Source organism: Streptomyces sporangiiformans (assembly GCF_005768555.2).
In the GTDB taxonomy this organism is placed as follows: domain Bacteria; phylum Actinomycetota; class Actinomycetes; order Streptomycetales; family Streptomycetaceae; genus Streptomyces; species Streptomyces sporangiiformans.
The window spans coordinates 63,427-82,658 of the sequence record NZ_VCHX02000144.1; the positions used below are offsets into that span (position 1 = coordinate 63,427).

A 19,232-nucleotide genomic window follows, 5' to 3' on the forward strand; every position below is an offset into this window, starting at 1 on the left:
CGGAACGGGTACCCCTGGACCTATGCATGGTTCGCAGGGCCAGGGTGATGTGCACGAGACGGTCGGCGCGTACGCCCTCGGCATCCTCGACGACGCCGAGGCGAGTGCCTTCGAGGCGCACCTCGCGACGTGCGACTGGTGTGCCCAGCAACTGGACGAGCTCGCGGGCATGGAACCGATGCTGGCAGCCCTCGCGGACCTGCCGGACAGCCAGGGCACCCCGGCCATCGGCGAGTCGCTGTCCGCCCGCCCGAGTCCGCGCCTCGCGAACCGGCTGGTCGACGAGGTCGCGCAGCGCCGCGCCCAGAAGCGCCGGCGCGGCATGTACCTGGTGGCGGCCGCCGCAGCGCTGATCGTCGGCGGCCCGGTCACCGCGATCGCGGTCACCGGCGGCGAGGACTCGAACAACGTGGCGGAGCCGCTCGCCAGCAGCCCCGCCGAGGACGCCTTCTTCAACCACATGAAGGACAAGATCTCCGCCACCGACCCGGCCACCAAGGTCAGTGCCACGGTCGGCATGGAGGGCAAGGCCTGGGGCACCCACGCCGTCCTTGAGCTCAAGAACCTCAAGGGGCCGGAGAAGTGCTCCCTGGTCGCGGTCGGCAAGAACGGCGACCGCGAGACGGTGAGCTCCTGGTCCGTCCCGAAATGGGGCTACGGCCTCAAGGACAGCACCAACGAGAAGGCGAAGAAGCCGCTGTACGTGCACGGTGGCGCCGCCATGACCCCGAACGAGATCGACCACTTCGAGGTCGTGACGTTCGACGGCACGCGTCTGGTCGAGGTGAACGCGTGACCGAACACAGGTCTCAGACGTAGCCTCCCGGGGTCCCCTTCGCGTACGGTTGACGGCTGCCATGCACGTCAGAAGGGGGCCCGGTGGCCGCTCAGGTTCAGCAGGAAACCGCGCTCGGCTCGGTCCACGACTCCGTACGAGACCGAGAGATCAGCGTCGAACAGGAACACCTGGACCGGGTGTACCGGCGCCTCGAGGAGAAGATCCACGAGGCGGAGTTCCTCATGAACGACGCGGCCAAGCGCGGACAGGTCGGCACGCCGGGCGCGCTGGCCGAGCGTGACGCGCAGGTGTTCCGCGCGGGGGTCCACCTCAATCGTCTGAACAACGAGTTCGAGGACTTCCTCTTCGGACGGATCGACCTGCTGCTCGGCAAGGACGGCAAGAAGGGCCCGGACGGCGCGTACACCGCGGTCGAGCCCGCCGAGGGCGCGGTACGCCCCGACAACACGGCCGACATCGCGGAAACGCTGCACATCGGCCGGATCGGTGTTCTCGACGCGGACTACTCCCCGCTGGTCATCGACTGGCGGGCGCCGGCCGCGGCGCCCTTCTACCGCTCGACGCCGGTCGATCCCGGCCGAGTCGTGCGACGCCGGGTCATCCGCTCCAAGGGCCGCAGGGTCCTCGGCGTCGAGGACGACCTGATGCGCCCGGAGCTGACGGCCCACATCGACGGGCGTGAGCTGCCGGTGATCGGTGACGGCGCGCTGATGGCCGCGCTCGGCCAGGCCCGCAGCCACACCATGCGGGACATCGTCGCCTCCATCCAGGCCGAGCAGGACCTGGTCATCCGGGCGCCCGCCGCGTCGGTGACGTACGTGGAGGGCGGCCCCGGCACCGGCAAGACCGCGGTGGCCCTGCACCGGGCCGCCTACCTCCTCTACCAGGACCGCCGCCGGTACGCGGGCGGCATCCTGATCGTCTCGCCCACGCCGCTGCTGGTGGCGTACACCGAGGGCGTCCTGCCGTCCCTCGGCGAGGAGGGGCAGGTCGCCATCCGCGCGGTCGGTTCCCTCGTCGACGGCGCCGAGGCCACGCTCTACGACTCACCCGCGGTGGCCCGCGCCAAGGGCTCGTACCGGATGCTCAAGGTGCTGCGGAAAGCGGCCCGCGGGGCACTGGAGACGCCGGGCGCTCCGGCTTCTGCTCCGGCTTCCACGGGGCAGCTCGCCTTCGGCGACGACGACGGCGTGCAGACTCCTGCCGCGCCCGCCTTCACTCCCACCCGCCTGCGCGTCGTCGCCTTCGGGCGCCGCCTGGAGCTGGAGGCCGCCGAGCTGGACCGCATCCGGCGCAATGCCCTCTCCGGCACCGCGCCCGTGAACCTGCTGCGCCCGCGCGCCCGCAAGCTGCTGCTCGACGCCCTGTGGGCGCAGTCCGGTGGGGGATCCCGGCACACCGACCCGGAGCTGGCCGCCGAGCTGCGCTCGTCGTTCGACGAGGACATCACCTCCGAGGACAGCTTCATCGCGTTCCTGGACGCCTGGTGGCCCGTGCTGACGCCGCGCGCCGTGCTGAACGCGATGGCCGACGAGAAGCGGCTCGGGCGCTGGGCCAGGCGGATCCTCAACCCCGGCGAGGTGCGCCGCGTCGCCCGCTCGCTGGGGCGTGACGGGCTCTCCGTGCACGATGTGGCGATGCTCGACGAGCTGCAGGCGATCCTCGGGGTCCCGGCCCGCCCCCGCAAGAAGCGCGATCTGGACCCGCTGGACCAGCTCACGGGCCTGGAGGAGCTGATGCCGGTCCGCGAGGAGTCGCAGCGCGAGCGCGCCGAGCGGCTGGCCCAGGAACGTACCGAGTACGCGCATGTCATCGTCGACGAGGCACAGGACCTCACCCCCATGCAGTGGCGCATGATCGGCCGCCGTGGCCGGCACGCCACATGGACGGTTGTCGGCGACCCCGCGCAGTCGTCGTGGTCGGACCCGGACGAGGCCGCCGAGGCCCGTGACGAGGCCCTCGGGACCCGCCCGCGCCGCCGCTTCACGCTCACCGTGAACTACCGCAACCCGGCCGAGATCGCCGAGCTGGCCGCCAAGGTCCTGACCCTGGCCATGCCCGGCTCGACGTCCCCGTCGGCGGTCCGCTCGACGGGCGTCGAGCCGCGTTTTGTGACAACGAACAATGGACACAGCACCGTCGTACGGGACGGACTGGCGAAGACCGTCCGGGGGGAGGCCGCGCGGCTGCTCGACCGGGTCGACGGCACGGTCGGGGTCGTCGTGGCGATGAACCGCCGGGCCGAGGCCGCCCGCTGGCTCGCCGGGCTCGGCGACCGCGTCGTGGCCCTCGGCAGCCTGGAGGCCAAGGGACTGGAGTACGACGCCACGATCGTCGTCTCACCCGCGGAGATCGCCGACGAGTCACCGGCCGGGCTGCGCGTCCTGTACGTGGCCCTCACCCGGGCCACCCAGCAGCTCACGGTGGTCTCGTCGGACCGCGACGAGCCCGACGTGAACGGGGTCCCCGACCTCCTCCGAGACTGATTCGACGGCCCTTCGACGGCCCCTGCGACGGCCCGAGGAATGAACTCTGGGACGGGAATTGCCTTACGGGGATCGTTTGTTACCGTGGATGAGGCACCGGCCCGATCCAAGCCCCCGGGCCCAACCTTCGTCGCTTCGAGCGACCACTTGCCGCGAGGCGAGCATGGCGGGTCGGTGCCACTTAGCGCACAAGAGGTAAGAGGGGTTCACGTCACCAGGTGACGTGAACCCCTTTCTCATGTCCCAAGTAGGCCGGAATCTCCGTGGCACCCCGTGCCACCTGCGCGAACAAAAGGTTCGCAATCCGGGGCGGCTACCGTGTACTCGGCGGTAGGTGCGACGATCGGACGGCATACAAGCGACACGCTAGCGACACACGGTGAAAGCAGAGGAAGTCGGCCATGGCAACGGCGCCCAGCGTCTCCTACTCGATGACGGTCCGGCTGGAGGTACCCGCGAGCGGAACCGCCGTCTCGCAGCTCACCACGGCCGTGGAGTCCTCCGGAGGCTCGGTGACCGGCCTCGACGTCACCGCGTCCGGTCACGAGAAGCTCCGTATCGACGTCACCATCGCGGCGACGTCGACGACGCACGCCGACGAGATCGTCGAGGAGCTGCGGGGCATCGAGGGCGTCACGCTCGGCAAGGTCTCCGACCGTACGTTCCTGATGCACCTCGGCGGCAAGATCGAGATGGCGTCCAAGCACCCCATCCGCAACCGTGACGACCTCTCCATGGTCTACACGCCGGGTGTGGCCCGCGTCTGCATGGCCATCGCCGAGAACCCCGAGGACGCCCGGCGCCTGACCATCAAACGCAACTCGGTTGCGGTCGTGACGGACGGGTCGGCGGTGCTCGGCCTCGGAAACATCGGGCCCAAGGCGGCCCTCCCGGTCATGGAGGGCAAGGCGGCCCTCTTCAAGCGTTTCGCCGGCATCGACGCCTGGCCGATCTGCCTGGACACCCAGGACAGCGACGCGATCGTCGAGATCGTCAAGGCCATCGCCCCCGGCTTCGCGGGCATCAACCTGGAGGACATCTCCGCGCCGCGCTGCTTCGAGATCGAGGCCCGGCTGCGCGAGGCCCTCGACATCCCCGTCTTCCACGACGACCAGCACGGCACCGCCATCGTCGTACTCGCCGCCCTGACCAACGCGCTGCGCGTCACCGGCAAGGCGATCGGCGACATCCGCGTCGTCATGTCGGGCGCCGGCGCGGCCGGTACGGCCATCCTCAAGCTGCTGATCGCCGCCGGCGTCAAGCACGCGGTCGTCGCCGACATCCACGGTGTCGTGCACGCGGGCCGCGAGGACCTGGTGCAGGCCGCCCCCGACTCGCCGCTGCGCTGGATCGCCGACAACACCAACCCCGAGGGCGTCACGGGCACGCTGAAGGAGGCCGTGCGCGGCTCCGACGTGTTCATCGGCGTCTCGGCTCCCAATGTGCTGGACGGCGTCGACGTGGCCGCGATGGCCGACGGCGCCATCGTGTTCGCACTCGCGAACCCGGACCCCGAGGTCGACCCGGCGATCGCCCGCCAGACGGCGGCGGTCGTGGCCACGGGCCGCTCCGACTTCCCCAACCAGATCAACAACGTCCTGGTCTTCCCGGGCGTCTTCCGCGGCCTCCTCGACGCCCAGTCGCGCACGGTCAACACGGAGATGATGCTGGCCGCCGCGACCGCCCTCGCGGACGTGGTGAGCGAGGACGAGCTCAACCCGAACTACATCATCCCCAGCGTCTTCAACGACAAGGTCGCGGGCGCGGTGGCGGGCGCGGTCCGCAACGCCGCGAAGGCTGCCGGCGTGGCGGCCACGGGCAATACGACGGCCTGAGCCCGCGCCGGCCCCTGGGGGCTGCGCCCCCAGACCCCCGCTATCGGCCTGAACGGCCTCGTCCTCAAACGCCGGACGGGCTGAGTTCAGCCTCTCCGGCGTTTGAGGAGCGGGGGTCGCGAAGCCGAGAGCTTGGGGGCGGGGGCGAAAAAACCCGCGCAGTGTCCGCTGTGACGGTTGCCACGCCGCCCCCGTACCGGCGCGTCGCCGGACACGGGGCCTGGGGCCGCCTCTAGGGTGGCGGCCAAGGCTCAGATCCTGAAGGCCACCAGGCATCTCAGGCCCTGCGGTCCGCTGCCGGGAGCGGACGGAGCGTCACCATTTCGAGGCTGTGGCGCTTTTCGTGTGACTCCCAGGGGTGCCGGATTGGCTTTCCCGCAGCAGGTGGGGGCAGGATGCGTCTCTGGGCGCGAGGGTCTGGCTACGGACCCGGTCCGGGGACCGACCGAGGACCCTGGCAGCATCGGCTTAGCTGTGCCCAACATGCGGCTCCGCCGCGTGGCACGCCACAACGGCAAGAAGAACACGGGAGTAACAACATGAACCGCAGTGAGCTGGTGGCCGCGCTGGCCGACCGCGCCGAGGTGACCCGCAAGGACGCCGACGCCGTTCTGGCCGCGTTCGCCGAGACCGTCGGCGAGATCGTCGCCAAGGGCGACGAGAAGGTCACCATCCCCGGCTTCCTGACCTTCGAGCGCACCCACCGTGCCGCTCGCACCGCGCGCAACCCGCAGACCGGCGACCCGATCCAGATCCCGGCCGGCTACAGCGTCAAGGTCTCGGCGGGCTCGAAGCTCAAGGAAGCCGCCAAGGGCAAGTAAGCCTGTTGTGCGCCTCGCCCGGCGCACGGCACGGACAACGCCGATACGCCGATGGGGCGGTCACCCGAATCCGGGTGACCGCCCCATCGCGTGCGCGTACGTCCCGTACTGACGTGCTGACGTACTGACGTACTGGCCGAGCGGCTAGCCGAGCGCCTTGCCCGGCAGCTCCACCTTCGCCCCGAACTGCATGAGCTTCTCCATGAAGTTCTCGTAGCCGCGGTTGATCAGGTCGATGCCGTGCACCCGGGACGTGCCCTGGGCCGCCAGCGCCGCGATGAGGTACGAGAAGCCGCCGCGGAGGTCCGGGATCACGAGGTCGGCGCCCTGGAGCTTCGTCGGGCCCGAGACGACCGCGGAGTGGAGGAAGTTGCGCTGGCCGAAGCGGCAGTTCGAGCCGCCGAGGCACTCGCGGTAGAGCTGGATGTGGGCGCCCATCTGGTTCAGGGCCGATGTGAAGCCGAGGCGGGACTCGTACACCGTCTCGTGGATGATCGACAGGCCCGTGGCCTGGGTCAGGGCCACCACCAGCGGCTGCTGCCAGTCCGTCTGGAAGCCGGGGTGGACGTCCGTCTCCAGGGCGATCGACTTGAGCTGGCCGCCGGGGTGCCAGAAGCGGATGCCCTCGTCGTCGATCTCGAAGGCGCCGCCGACCTTCCGGTAGGTGTTCAGGAACGTCATCATCGAGCGCTGCTGGGCGCCGCGGACGTAGATGTTGCCTTCGGTCGCCAGGGCCGCGGACGCCCAGGAGGCGGCCTCCAGGCGGTCCGGGAGCGCCGCGTGCGTGTAGCCGCCGAGCTTGTCCACGCCCGTGACGCGGATCGTGCGGTCGGTGTCCATCGCGATGATCGCGCCCATTTTCTGCAGAACGCAGATCAGGTCCTCGATCTCCGGCTCGACGGCGGCGTTCGACAGCTCGGTCACGCCTTCCGCCAGGACGGCCGTCAGCAGCACCTGCTCGGTCGCGCCCACGGACGGGTACGGCAGCCGGATCTTGGTGCCGCGCAGCCGCTGCGGGGCCTCCAGGTACTGGCCGTCCGCCCGCTTCTCGATCTTCGCGCCGAACTGCCGCAGCACCTCGAAGTGGAAGTCGATCGGCCGGCCGCCGATGTCGCAGCCGCCCAGGCCGGGGATGAACGCGTGGCCGAGCCGGTGCAGCAAGGGGCCGCAGAACAGGATCGGAATGCGCGAGGAACCGGCGTGCGCGTCGATGTCGGCGACGTTCGCGCTCTCCACGTGCGAGGGGTCGAGGACCAGCTCGCCGGGATCCTCACCCGGACGAACGGTCACTCCGTGCAGCTGCAGCAGCCCCCGCACGACGCGTACGTCACGGATGTCGGGGACGTTGCGCAGCCGACTCGGAGCGCTGCCGAGCAGGGCGGCGACCATGGCCTTCGGTACGAGGTTCTTCGCACCGCGGACACGGATCTCACCCTCCAGCGGGGTTCCGCCGTGGACAAGCAGGACGTCATCTGAGCCGTTGACGGTCATGAATCTCGCGTTCCGATAGTTGGACAGGGGCGAAGAGGCAAGGGTAATGGCCGCCTACCCCCCTTCTGGAAGCCCAAGTACGGCCCGGCTCCGTCATAGCTTCGACACAACACGAGACGTTTCCGGACGGGCACGCCGGGTTACGGGCAGGGGTGTGCGCTCCACCTGCTTCCTTACGCCGTGAGCTGCATTCACGTCCGTACACGCATTGCCTCCCCGCACGCGGGGAAGATGCGGGATCATGTCAGGCATGACCGAGGTGTCCTCGCTCACAGGGCGGCTGCTCGTGGCCACTCCCGCTCTGGCGGACCCGAACTTCGACCGCGCTGTGGTGCTGCTTCTCGACCACGACGAGGAGGGCTCCCTGGGTGTCGTCCTCAACCGCCCCACACCGGTGGACGTCGGCGACATCCTCGAGGGCTGGGCGGATCTCGCCGGTGAGCCCGGCGTCGTCTTCCAGGGTGGTCCGGTCTCGCTCGACTCGGCGCTCGGGGTCGCGGTCATCCCCGGCGGCGCGTCCGGCGAGCGGACCCCGCTGGGCTGGCGCCGCGTGCACGGGGCGATCGGCCTCGTGGACCTGGAGGCCCCGCCGGAGCTGCTGGCCTCCGCCCTCGGCTCGCTGCGGATCTTCGCGGGGTACGCCGGCTGGGGGCCGGGGCAACTGGAGGACGAACTCGTCGAGGGTGCCTGGTACGTCGTCGAGTCGGAGCCCGGCGACGTCTCCTCCCCGTCCCCGGAACGGCTGTGGCGTGAGGTGCTCCGCCGCCAGCGCAACGAACTGGCGATGGTGGCCACTTATCCGGACGATCCGTCGCTGAACTGATCTGTGATCCGCCGCTGAACTGATCTGTGGTCCGTGGCTGGAACCCACCCGCGATCCGTCCCGGAACCCGTCCTTCGATTTCGTGGAGGCGAAGGGTGACAGGGTCCTGCACCGATGGCGGCGGGCTTCAGTACCCTTGGCTGTTATGAGCACTCTTGAGCCCGAGCGCGGGACTGGTACGGGGACCCTGGTCGAGCCGACGCCGCAGACCTCGCACGGTGACGGTGACCACGAGCGCTTCGCCCACTACGTCCAGAAGGACAAGATCATGGCGAGCGCGCTGGACGGCACGCCTGTTGTCGCGCTCTGCGGCAAGGTGTGGGTCCCGGGTCGCGATCCGAAGAAGTACCCCGTATGCCCCATGTGCAAGGAGATCTACGAGTCCATGGGCTCAGGCGGCGACCAGGGCAAGGGTGGCGGCGACAAGTAACGCCCTCTTTGTTCTTCGGCACGGTGGTTCGGCGTAGTACGCGGCGCTGTGGGTTCAGCACTCCGTCGCACGGCTCGGCATTACGTCGAGCGCGTCATGCGGACCGGCGCACCGGCCATGGCCGCGGCACCCCCGACGGGGGGTGCCGCGGCTTTGTCGTGTGCGGGGTGAGGCGCGGCGAGCGGGCCCGCCGCTGAACAGAGCACTTTCAGCCGTCTCGGTCACAGAGTGGTAGAGACCTCTGGGNCCGCCGCTGAACAGAGCACTTTCAGCCGTCTCGGTCACAGAGTGGTAGAGACCTCTGGGAGGGCCTTGTTTGCATGTTCATGAGCTCCTAGCCTCCGTGGTGTTGTGCAGAGCGAAACACCCATTGCGCATGTTGCAACGCGCGCTCCCTCGGAGGATGCCCGATGAAGTTCCCCACCAGACTCTCAGCCCGGTTCTCTGCCCGAACAGCCGCCCCGGTAGCCGCACTTGTGGTCGCCGCTCTCACCGCGACCGCCTGTGCCCCTGAGTCCTCCGACAACTCCGGCGGCAAGGACGAGAAGAGCGGGACGCTGCGCGTGTGGCTCTTCCAGGAGGTCAACAACGGGCCGAAGAAGAAGGTCGTCGACGCCACCGTGGCCGCCTTCGAGAAGGCCCACGAGGGCACGAAGGTCAACGTCGAGTACATCCCCATCGAGACCCGCGCCGAGAAGGTCAAGGCCGCCTTCAACGACCCGAAGAGCGCGCCGGACCTCATGGAGTACGGCAACACCGACACCGCCGGTTACGTCAAGGACGGCGGACTCGCCGACGTCACCAAGGAGTTCACGGACTGGAGCGAGGCGAAGGACACCGACCCGACCGCCAAGCAGTCCGTGACGGTCGACGGAAAGATCTATGGCGCCCCGTTCTTCGTCGGTGTGCGCGCCCTGTACTACCGCACCGACGTCTTCAAGGAACTCGGTCTCGATGTTCCCAAGACGCAGAGCGAGTTGATCGAGACCGCCGAGCAGATCCGGCAGGCGAAGCCTGACCTGTACGGGCTCGCGGTCGGCGGCGCGTTCACCTACGGCGCGATGCCGTTCGTCTGGTCCAACGGCGGTGAGATCGCTGAGGGGAAGGACGGTTCGTACTCCGCGACGATCGACAGCCCGCAGGCGCAGAAGGGCATCAAGGCGTACACCTCGCTCTTCGGTGACGACAACTGTCCGGCCGCCAAGTGCGCGAGCATGGGCGGCAACGACACGATCACGGCCTTCGCCTCGGGCAAGGCGGGCATGGCGATCGGCGGTGACTTCAACCACGCGGCGGTCGAGGCCGGGAAGGTGAAGGGCAAGTACGCGGTCGTACCGCTGCCGGGTCTGAAGGAGGGCTCGATAGCGCCTGCCTTCGCGGGTGGCAACAACCTCGGCGTCCTGAACAGCACTTCGCACCGCACGCTCGCCGTCGATCTGATGGAGGAACTCGCGTCGAAGAAGACGCAGGGTGAACTCTTCGACGCGATGGGCTTCCTGCCGACGTTTTCGGACGTGCGCCAGGACGTCGCGCAGAAGGAACCGTTCGTCGAGCCCTTCGTGAAGACGCTCGCCTCGGGCACCAAGTTCGTGCCCGCCTCGCCGGCCTGGGCGCAGATCGACGCGTCGCTCGTGCTGCCGACGATGTTCCAGGAGATCGCCAGCGGCAAGAAGGACGTGGCGACGGCTTCGAAGGACGCGGCGAAGAAGATGGACGACGCGTTCAGCTCCGCAGGATGAAACGGGTGACGAACGGCGCGTCCCCGGCACCCGCTCCGCCGCTCGACGGGAGCCGCGCCGCGGTTCGGCGGCGCGGGGGCCTGGTGGCGGCCCGAAAGGCCGCGCTGCGCGGTGATCCCGCCGCGGAGGCGTCCGGCGAGGCTTCGGCCTCGTCCGGGCGCGCCGCGGGGGGTCCGGTGCGCGGTGGCGCGGGCGCGGCACGGAAGTTCCGGCGTACGGGCGGTGGATGGACGCCCTGGCTCTATCTCGCGCCCGCCCTCGTCGTCCTCGGTGGGCTGCTTGTCTACCCCGTCTACCAGCTTGGCCTGATTTCGTTTCTGGAGTACACACAGGCCCAGGTCAGCGGGGGCCAACCGACGACCTTTCAGGGGTTCGGCAACTACGCGACGCTCTTCGCGGACGACCAGTTCTGGCAAGTACTGCTGGCGACCGTGGTGTTCGCGGCGGCCTGTGTCGTGTCGACGCTCGCGGTCGGCTGTGCGCTCGCCGTGCTGCTGACGCGCGTACGGGCCGTGCCGCGGCTCGCGCTGATGCTGGCCGCGCTGGGTGCCTGGGCCACGCCCGCGATCACCGGCTCGACGGTGTGGCTGCTCCTGTTCGACCCCGACTTCGGGCCCGTCAACCGCATCATGGGCCTCGGCGACTACTCGTGGACGTACGGCCGCTACAGCGCCTTCGCCCTCGTACTGCTCGAAGTCGTCTGGTGCTCCTTCCCGTTCGTGATGGTCACGGTGTACGCGGGCATTCGCGCCGTACCGGACGAGGTGCTGGAGGCGGCTGCCCTGGACGGCGCCTCGCAGTGGCGCATCTGGCGTTCCGTGCTCGCGCCGATGCTCCGGCCCATCCTCGTGGTCGTCACCATTCAGTCGATCATCTGGGATTTCAAGGTCTTCACGCAGATCTACGTGATGACGAACGGCGGCGGTATCGCCGGACAGAACCTCGTGCTGAACGTGTACGCGTATCAGAAGGCGTTCGCCTCCTCGCAGTACAGCCTCGGCTCGGCGATCGGAGTGGTGATGCTGCTGATTCTGCTGGCGGTCACGCTCGTCTATCTGCGGCTGCTGCGCAGGCAGGGGGAGGAGCTGTGAGTTCTTCGAATGCTGTGCGTTCCGCGGGGCGTTTCCGGGTGCGTCGGCCCTGGCGGCTGGCCGCCGAGGCGTCGGCCCTGATGATCGCCGCCGTGGTCGCGTTCCCCCTTTACTGGATGGTGCTGAGCGCCTTCAAACCGGCCGGTGAGATCGAGTCGACCGAGCCCCGCCCCTGGACGCTCACCCCGTCCCTGGACTCCTTCCGACGCGTCTTCGGGCAGCAGGAATTCGGCCGTTACTTCCTCAACAGCCTTGTCGTGGCGATCACTGTGGTCGTCGTCTCGGCGCTGATCGCGTTTCTCGCGGCCACCGCCGTGACACGGTTCCGCTTCCGGTTCCGCACGACCCTGCTGATCATGTTCCTCATCGCGCAGATGGTGCCCATCGAGGCCCTGACGATTCCCCTCTTCTTCCAGATGCGGGACTTCGGTCAGCTGAACACCCTGGGCTCGCTGATCCTGCCGCACATCGCGTTCTCCCTGCCGTTCGCGATCTGGATGCTGCGAGGCTTTGTGAAGGCGGTCCCGGAGTCGCTGGAGGAGGCCGCGTACCTCGACGGGGCGAGCCGGACGCGGTTCCTGTGGCAGATCCTTTTCCCGCTGGTCTTTCCCGGGCTCGTCGCCACGAGCGTGTTCTCGTTCATCTCCACCTGGAACGACTTCCTGTTCGCCAAGTCCTTCATCATCAGCGACACCTCGCAGTCGACGCTGCCGATGGCCCTCCTCGTCTTCTACAAGGCCGACGACCCCGACTGGGGCGGGGTGATGGCGGCATCCACCGTGATGACGATTCCCGTACTGATCTTCTTCGTGCTCGTACAGCGACGGCTGGTCTCCGGACTGGGCGGCGCGGTCAAGGACTGAGGGCCGAGGACTGAGGACTGAGGACTGAGCATTGAGGACTGAAGATTGAGGACTGAGGTCAATGTCTGACGATGTGATGGATCTGATCCCCGCGCCCCGCACTGTTGAGGGCACCGGTGCCGAGAGCCCCGCTCGCCGCGGCGTCGCGCTCGACGCGGACACGACGTTGTGGGCAGCACCCGGCACCGGCACGAGCGAACGCTGGCTGCGGGCCACCCTCGGCGCGGCGCTCGGTCTGCCCCTGCCGCCCGGAGGCGAGGACACCGCGGGCGCCGTGCTGTTGCGCCTCGACGACACCCTGGAGCCCGAGGCGTACCGGCTGAGCGTCGTCGCCGAACGGGGCATCGAGATCCGGGGCGGCAGCGCGGCCGGCGTGTTCTGGGGCGCCCAGACGCTGCGTCAGCTCATCGGCCCCGAGGCCTTCCGGCGCGCTCCCCTCCGGACGGACCGCTCGTACGGCATCCCGGACCAGGTCGTCGAGGACGCCCCGCGCTTTGCCTGGCGCGGTCTGATGCTCGACGTCTCACGCCACTTCATGCCCAAGGACGGCGTGCTGCGCTATCTCGACCTGATGGCCGCGCACAAGCTGAACGTCTTCCACTTCCACCTCACCGACGACCAGGGCTGGCGCATCGAGATCAAGCGGCACCCGAAGCTCACGGAGATCGGATCGTGGCGCGAGCGGACGAAATTCGGCCATCGTGCGTCGCCGTTGTGGGAGGAGAAGCCGCACGGCGGCTACTACACCCAGGACGACATCCGCGAGATCGTCGCGTACGCCGCCGAGCGGCATATCGCCGTCGTCCCCGAGATCGACATCCCGGGCCACTCGCAGGCCGCCATCGCCGCATATCCGGAACTCGGCAACACCGACGTCATCGACACGACTTCCCTCTCCGTCTGGGACAGCTGGGGCATTTCCGTCAACGTACTCGCCCCCACTGACAACACCCTTCGCTTCTACGAGGAGGTCTTCGAGGAGGTCCTGGAGCTGTTCCCCTCGGAGTTCATCCACGTCGGCGGCGACGAGTGCGCCAAGGACCAGTGGAAGCGGTCGCCCACCGCGCAGTCGCGCATCAAGGACCTCGGGCTCGCCGACGAGGACGAACTGCAGTCGTGGTTCATCCGCCACTTCGACAACTGGCTGGCCGCGCGCGGGCGTCGGCTGATCGGCTGGGACGAGATCCTGGAAGGCGGCTTGGCGCCGGGCGCCGCCGTGTCGTCGTGGCGGGGTTACCGGGGCGGCATCACGGCCGCCCGCGCGGGCCACGACGTCGTCATGTGTCCCGAGCAGCAGGTGTACTTGGACCACCGCCAGGACGGCGGCGCTGACGAGCCCGTGCCCATCGGGTACGTACGGACGCTGGAGGACGTCTACCGGTTCGAACCCGTACCGCCGGAGTTGACCGCCGATCAGGCGCGGCACGTGCTCGGCACTCAGGCCAACGTGTGGACCGAGGTGATGGAGGACCGCGCGCGCGTCGACTACCAGACGTTCCCGAGGCTCGCGGCCTTCGCCGAGGTCGCCTGGAGTGCGCTGCCGGTCCCCGCGGAACGCGACTTCGCCGGCTTCGAGCGGCGGATGAGCGCCCACTACAAGCGCCTTGACGCCCTGGGGGTGGCCTATCGCCCGCCCGCGGGCCCCCTGCCCTGGCAGCAAAGACCCGGAGTGCTCGGACGCCCGATCGACGGGGCGCCCCCAAACGTGTGAGGTGGCCCCCAAGGGGTGTTCCGCGAACCGGCCGCCTGCGACGGTGACCCCGTAAGGCGAAAGGCACCCAAGAGCCACCGAAGAGTACCCATGCGCGCCGATCGGGGATGTCGTGCGAAAACGGGCCATCTCGCTGATGAGAGGTACGAATGCCTCCTAGCGGACCCCCTCGTCGTGAAGCGGGGAAGATGTGCCAGAGTTGCCACGTCCGCCCTGTCAGCACGTACCGTACGGCAACACAGGTGGGACCAGGTGGGGCAGCGGGAAGGGGCAGCCGGTTTGACCACGCACGCACCGCAGGCGGCGCAGGCCGTGACGCTGCCCGCCTCGCTGGACGAGGCGGTGGCGGCGCTCGCCGCCATGCCGGCCGCCGTTCCCGTGGCCGGCGGCACCGACCTCATGACCGCTGTCAACTCCGGGCAGCTGCGGCCCGCCGCGCTCGTCGGCCTCGGCCGGATCAGCGAGATCCGTGGCTGGCAGTACCTGGACGGCCACGCGCTGCTCGGCGCGGGCCTCACCCACGCGCGTATGGGGCGCCCGGACTTCGCGGCCCTCATTCCGGCTCTCGCGGCCGCCGCGAGGGCCGCGGGACCCCCACAGATCCGCAACGCGGGCACCCTGGGCGGCAACATCGCCTCGGCCGCCCCCATGGGGGACGCGCTTCCGGTGCTCGCCGCCCTGGAGGCGACGCTCATCATCGCGGGCCCGGGCGGCGCCCGCCGTGAGGTCCCCGTCTCGCATCTGCTCGCCGGCGTGGACATGCTGCGCGGCGGCGAACTCATCGGGTACGTGCGCGTGCCCCTGCTGCATGCGCCGCAGGTCTTCCTCAAGGCGACCGGACGGACCGGCCCGGGGCGCGCGATCGCGTCCGTGGCGCTCGTCCTCGACCCCGCCCGGCGCGGAGTGCGGTGCGCCGTGGGCGCCATAGCGCCGATGCCGCTGCGGCCCCTGGAGGCCGAGCAGTGGGTCGCCTCGCTGATCGACTGGGACAACAACCGCGCGGTCGCGCCGGAGGCGCTGGCCGCCTTCGGGGAGTACGTCGCCGCGGCCTGCATCCCCGACCCGGTCCCCGCCGAGGACGGCTCCGTGCAGCCGCTGCCGCCCGCCGTACTGCATCTGCGGCGCACCGTCGCCGCACTGGCCCGACGAGCACTGGGGAGGGCACTGTCGTGACCGACGACCAGCACGGAGAGGACGCACCTCAGGAGGGCACTCCTCAGGCGGGCAGCCGCTGGGACCCGTTGCCCCAGGGCGACTACGACGACGGTGCCACCGCCTTCGTCCAGCTCCCCGAAGGGGGCGTGGACGCGCTGCTGGCCGAGTCCCCGCTCGCCGCTCCCGGCCACGGCTATGTGCCGCCGCACATCACGGCCGACGCCGGGCAGCCCCAGGAGGTGCGGTGGCCGGACCCGAACGCGCTGCCCGAAGAGCACCGTCAGTCCGCCTACGACGGTTTCGCGTACAACCCGGTGACCACCGGCCAGTGGACCTTCGAGGAGCCCACCCAGGAGGACGCGGCCGCGCCCGGCCACGACGTGACCGGGGAGTGGTCCATTCCCGTCGCCGACGGTGACCTGCCCGACGAGTCCGGCGAGTTCACGACGTCGTCCCTGGTCGAGCAGTGGGGCGGCACCCCTCCCGCCACGCTGCCGGGCGGGGCGCCCGCGCCGTGGGCCCAGGACTCCTGGGCGCAGCCCGCCGCGGAACAGCCGGCTCCAGAACACCCGGCTCCGGAACACCCGGCTCCGGAACACCCGGCTCCAGAACACCCGGTTCCGGATCACTCCGCTCCCGAACAGCAGGCGCCCCAGGGTGAGGCCGCTCCTCACGCCGAGAACCCGGCGGCCGACCGCAACGGGCACGAGGCCGCCGAGATCATCGCCGTCTCCGGAGAGCACGCCGACGAAATCGCCGTCTCCGTAGAGCACCACTCCACAGAGCACCACTCCGCAGAGCACCACCCCGCGGATCATCACCCCGTAGAGCACCACTCCGCGGAGCCCGACTCGGCAGAGCGCGAAGAGCCGGTGGAGGCACAGGCGGGCCACGGCGCTCCGGCGCCCGCGGACGAGCGGGCCGCCGAGCGGCACGAAGCCGGCTCACCGAGGGAGCCGGGGGAAGCCCCGGAAGACGCCGCCGAGGAGTCCGCGGCCGACGACTCCCAGGGCGCGGCCCCGCACGTCGATCACCCCCTGGCCTCGTTCGTGCTGCGGGTGAACGGCGCCGACAGGCCCGTGACGGCGGCCTGGATCGGCGAATCGCTGCTCTACGTACTGCGTGAGCGACTCGGACTCGCGGGCGCCAAGGACGGCTGCTCGCAGGGCGAGTGCGGGGCCTGCAACGTGCAGGTGGACGGGCGCCTCGTGGCCTCCTGTCTGGTGCCCGCCGTGACCACCGCCGGCAGCGAGGTGCGCACGGTCGAGGGGCTCGCCGCCGACGGGCAGCCCTCGGACGTGCAGCGGGCGCTCGCCCAGTGCGGCGCCGTGCAGTGCGGGTTCTGCGTGCCGGGCATGGCGATGACCATGCACGACCTCCTCGAGGGCAATCCGGCCCCGACCGAGCTGGAGACCCGCCAGGCGCTGTGCGGCAACCTGTGCCGCTGCTCCGGCTACCGGGGCGTCCTGGACGCCGTGCGCGAGGTCGTCGCCGAGCGTGCGGCGCACGCCGCCGCCGAGTCCGCCCCGGACGCCGAGGAGGCCCGTATCCCGCGCCAGGCGGGCCCCGGCGCGGGAAGCGTCAACCCCAGCGCGTACGAGTCCTCAGAGCCGCGTGAGCAGCCCTACGGCCAGGACGGAGGCCAGGCGTGAGCAAGGAAACCGCCACCGCGACCACCGTGGACGCCGGTCCCGCTCCGGACCAATTGACGCACGGCATCGGCGCGTCCCTGCCGTCCGCTGAGGCGAGCGCCAAGACGGAGGGCACCTTCCCGTACGCGGCGGACCTGTGGGCCGAGGGCCTGCTGTGGGCCGCCGTGCTCCGCTCGCCGCACCCGCACGCGCGCATCGTGTCGATCGACACCACCCACGCGCGCGAGATGGCCGGCGTACGGGCCGTCGTCACGCACGAGGACGTGCCGGGCGCCGCGCTGTACGGCCGCGGAACGGCCGACCGCCCGGTGTTCGCCTCCGAGGTCGTACGCCACCACGGGGAGCCCATCGCGGCCGTCGCCGCCGACCACCCGGACACCGCGCGGATGGCCGCGGCCGCCGTCATCGTCGAGTACGAAGTACTCGACCCGGTGACCGACCCGGAGCAGGCCTTCGAGGCCGAACCCCTGCACCCCGACGGCAACTTGATCCGCCACATCCCGCTGCGGCACGGCGACTCCGAGGCGGGCGGCGAGATCGTCGTCGAGGGGCTGTACCGCATCGGCCGCCAGGATCCCGCCCCGATCGGCGCGGAGGCGGGCCTCGCCGTGCCCCGCCCGGACGGCGGGGTCGAGCTCTATCTGGCCTCCACCGACCCGCACGCCGACCGCGACACGGCCGCCGCCTGCTACGGCCTGGAGCCGGAGCGCGTGAAGGTCGTCGTCACCGGCGTGCCCGGCGCCGCCGCCGACCGCGAGGACCAGGGCTTCCAACTCCCCCTGGGGCTGCTCGCCCTGAAGACCGGATGCCCGGTCAAGTTCACGGCGACCCGCGAAGAATCCTTCCTGGGACACGTCCACCGCCACCCCACCCTCCTGCGCTACCGCCACCACGCGGACGCCGAGGGCAAGCTGGTGAAGGTCGAGGCGCAGATCCTGCTCGACGCCGGCGCGTACGCGGACACGTCGTCGGACGCGCTGGCCGCCGCGGTCTCCTTCGCCTGCGGCCCGTACGTCGTCCCGAACGCCTTCATCGAGGGCTGGGCCGTCCGCACGAACAACCCGCCCTCCGGTCATGTACGCGGCGAGGGCGCCCTGCAGGTGTGCGCCGCCTACGAGGCGCAGATGGACAAGCTGGCGAAGAAGCTGGGCATGGACCCGGCGGAGCTGCGCCTGCGCAACGTGATGGCCACAGGAGACGTCCTGCCCACCGGTCAGACGGTGACGTGCCCGGCTCCCGTGGCCGAACTGCTGGAGGCCGTACGGGACTTCCCGCTGCCCGCCCTCCCCAAGGACACCCCCGAGGAGGAGTGGCTGCTCCCCGGCGGCCCCGAGGGCGCGGGCGAGCCGGGTGCGGTGCGCCGCGGCGTCGGCTACGGCGTGGGCATGGTCCACATGCTCGGCGCCGAGGGCGCGGACGAGGTGTCGACGGCCACCGTGAAGGTCCACGACGGTGTCGCCACGGTGCTGTGCGCGGCCGTGGAGACCGGTCAGGGCTTCACCACGCTGGCCCGGCAGATCGTCCAGGAGACGCTCGGCATCGAAGAGGTGCACGTCGCCTCCGTGGACACCGATCAGCCCACGGCGGGACCGAGCTGCCGAGGCCGCCACACCTGGGTGTCCGGCGGCGCGGTCGAACGGGCCGCCAAGATGGTCCGTACGCAACTGCTGCAGCCCCTCGCGCACAAGTTCGGGATGTCCACCGAGCTGCTCCAGATCACCGACGGCAAGATCACCTCGTACGACGGCGTGCTGTCGACCACCGTCACGGAGGCGATGGACGGCAAGGAGCTGTGGGCCACCGCGCAATGCCGCCCGCACCCCACGGAGCCGCTGGACGCCGAGGGACAGGGCGACGCCTTCGTGGGGCTCGCCTTCTGCGCGATCCGCGCGGTCGTCGACGTCGACATCGAGCTGGGCTCCGTACGCGTCGTGGAGCTGGCTCTCGCCCAGGACGTGGGGCGCGTACTGAACCCCGCGCAGCTCACCGCCCGTATCGAGGCCGGTGTCACGCAGGGCGTCGGCGCCGCCCTCACGGAGAACCTCCGCACCGCGCGCGGACTGGTCCGTCATCCCGACCTCACCGGCTACGCGCTGCCCACCGCCCTCGACGCCCCCGCCATCCGCATCGTCAAGCTCGTCGAGGAACGCGACGTGGTCGCACCGTTCGGGGCGAAGGCCGTCAGCGCGGTGCCGGTGGTGACTTCCCCGGCGGCGATCGCGTCCGCGGTGCGGGCGGCGACGGGGCGGCCGGTCAACCGCCTGCCGATCCGGCCGCAGGCCGCGGTGGTGACGACAGGGCAGTGACGGGCCGGAAGCCCGTGGTCACCAGGCAGG

14 protein-coding genes are annotated in these 19,232 nt (G+C 70.3%); 13 read left to right on the plus strand and 1 reads right to left on the minus strand.

What is annotated here, in order from left to right:
• Positions 1-22: 22 nt before the first annotated feature.
• The 4 genes from FGD71_RS21500 to FGD71_RS21520 all read left to right on the plus strand — a co-directional run bounded on the left by FGD71_RS21500 (position 23) and on the right by FGD71_RS21520 (position 5,941).
• On the plus strand, positions 23-796 hold the full coding sequence (locus FGD71_RS21500) for an anti-sigma factor family protein (RefSeq protein ID WP_119102117.1): 774 nt from the start codon (positions 23-25) through the stop codon (positions 794-796).
• 83 nt (positions 797-879) lie between these two features.
• Positions 880-3,285 (plus strand): HelD family protein, encoded by a 2,406-nt coding sequence (locus FGD71_RS21505; RefSeq protein ID WP_119102118.1) that lies wholly within the window; start codon positions 880-882, stop codon positions 3,283-3,285.
• A 401-nt stretch (positions 3,286-3,686) separates the two neighbouring features.
• A complete protein-coding gene (locus tag FGD71_RS21510; protein WP_119102119.1) occupies positions 3,687-5,120 on the plus strand; it encodes an NAD-dependent malic enzyme in 1,434 nt (477 codons plus the stop codon).
• Between the two features lie 539 nt (positions 5,121-5,659).
• Positions 5,660-5,941 (plus strand): HU family DNA-binding protein, encoded by a 282-nt coding sequence (locus FGD71_RS21520; RefSeq protein ID WP_007382399.1) that lies wholly within the window; start codon positions 5,660-5,662, stop codon positions 5,939-5,941.
• A 144-nt stretch (positions 5,942-6,085) separates the two neighbouring features.
• On the opposite strand, the gene murA is transcribed toward FGD71_RS21520, so the two are convergent.
• Positions 6,086-7,432: a UDP-N-acetylglucosamine 1-carboxyvinyltransferase gene (gene murA, locus FGD71_RS21525; RefSeq protein WP_119102121.1), complete on the minus strand. Its 1,347-nt coding sequence runs from the start codon at positions 7,430-7,432 to the stop codon at positions 6,086-6,088.
• A gap of 250 nt (positions 7,433-7,682) precedes the next feature.
• On the opposite strand from murA, the gene FGD71_RS21530 reads away from it, so the two are divergent.
• The 9 genes from FGD71_RS21530 (at position 7,683) to FGD71_RS21570 (ending at position 19,202) form a co-directional block, all read left to right on the plus strand.
• On the plus strand, positions 7,683-8,255 hold the full coding sequence (locus FGD71_RS21530) for a YqgE/AlgH family protein (RefSeq protein ID WP_162931189.1): 573 nt from the start codon (positions 7,683-7,685) through the stop codon (positions 8,253-8,255).
• A 145-nt stretch (positions 8,256-8,400) separates the two neighbouring features.
• The gene (locus FGD71_RS21535; protein WP_162931190.1) at positions 8,401-8,685 is read left to right on the plus strand and encodes a DUF3039 domain-containing protein; all 285 of its coding nucleotides are present in this window, start codon (positions 8,401-8,403) and stop codon (positions 8,683-8,685) included.
• Between the two features lie 410 nt (positions 8,686-9,095).
• Positions 9,096-10,424 (plus strand): extracellular solute-binding protein, encoded by a 1,329-nt coding sequence (locus tag FGD71_RS21540; RefSeq protein ID WP_119102123.1) that lies wholly within the window; start codon positions 9,096-9,098, stop codon positions 10,422-10,424.
• Positions 10,425-10,528: 104 nt separating this feature from the next.
• The gene (locus FGD71_RS21545; RefSeq protein ID WP_119102172.1) at positions 10,529-11,515 is read left to right on the plus strand and encodes a carbohydrate ABC transporter permease; all 987 of its coding nucleotides are present in this window, start codon (positions 10,529-10,531) and stop codon (positions 11,513-11,515) included.
• Between the two features lie 80 nt (positions 11,516-11,595).
• Positions 11,596-12,378: a carbohydrate ABC transporter permease gene (locus FGD71_RS21550; RefSeq protein ID WP_162931193.1), complete on the plus strand. Its 783-nt coding sequence runs from the start codon at positions 11,596-11,598 to the stop codon at positions 12,376-12,378.
• Between the two features lie 61 nt (positions 12,379-12,439).
• Positions 12,440-14,089, plus strand: a complete 1,650-nt coding sequence (locus FGD71_RS21555; protein WP_181359249.1) for a beta-N-acetylhexosaminidase — start codon at positions 12,440-12,442, stop codon at positions 14,087-14,089.
• Between the two features lie 279 nt (positions 14,090-14,368).
• Entirely contained in the window at positions 14,369-15,262 is an 894-nt protein-coding gene (locus FGD71_RS21560; protein ID WP_119102126.1) for an FAD binding domain-containing protein, read from the plus strand.
• Entirely contained in the window at positions 15,259-16,896 is a 1,638-nt protein-coding gene (locus tag FGD71_RS21565) for a 2Fe-2S iron-sulfur cluster-binding protein (protein WP_119102127.1), read from the plus strand. The genes FGD71_RS21560 and FGD71_RS21565 overlap by 4 nt, the downstream gene beginning before the upstream one ends.
• Positions 16,893-19,202: a xanthine dehydrogenase family protein molybdopterin-binding subunit gene (locus tag FGD71_RS21570; RefSeq protein ID WP_119102128.1), complete on the plus strand. Its 2,310-nt coding sequence runs from the start codon at positions 16,893-16,895 to the stop codon at positions 19,200-19,202. The genes FGD71_RS21565 and FGD71_RS21570 overlap by 4 nt, the downstream gene beginning before the upstream one ends.
• Positions 19,203-19,232: the final 30 nt, after the last annotated feature.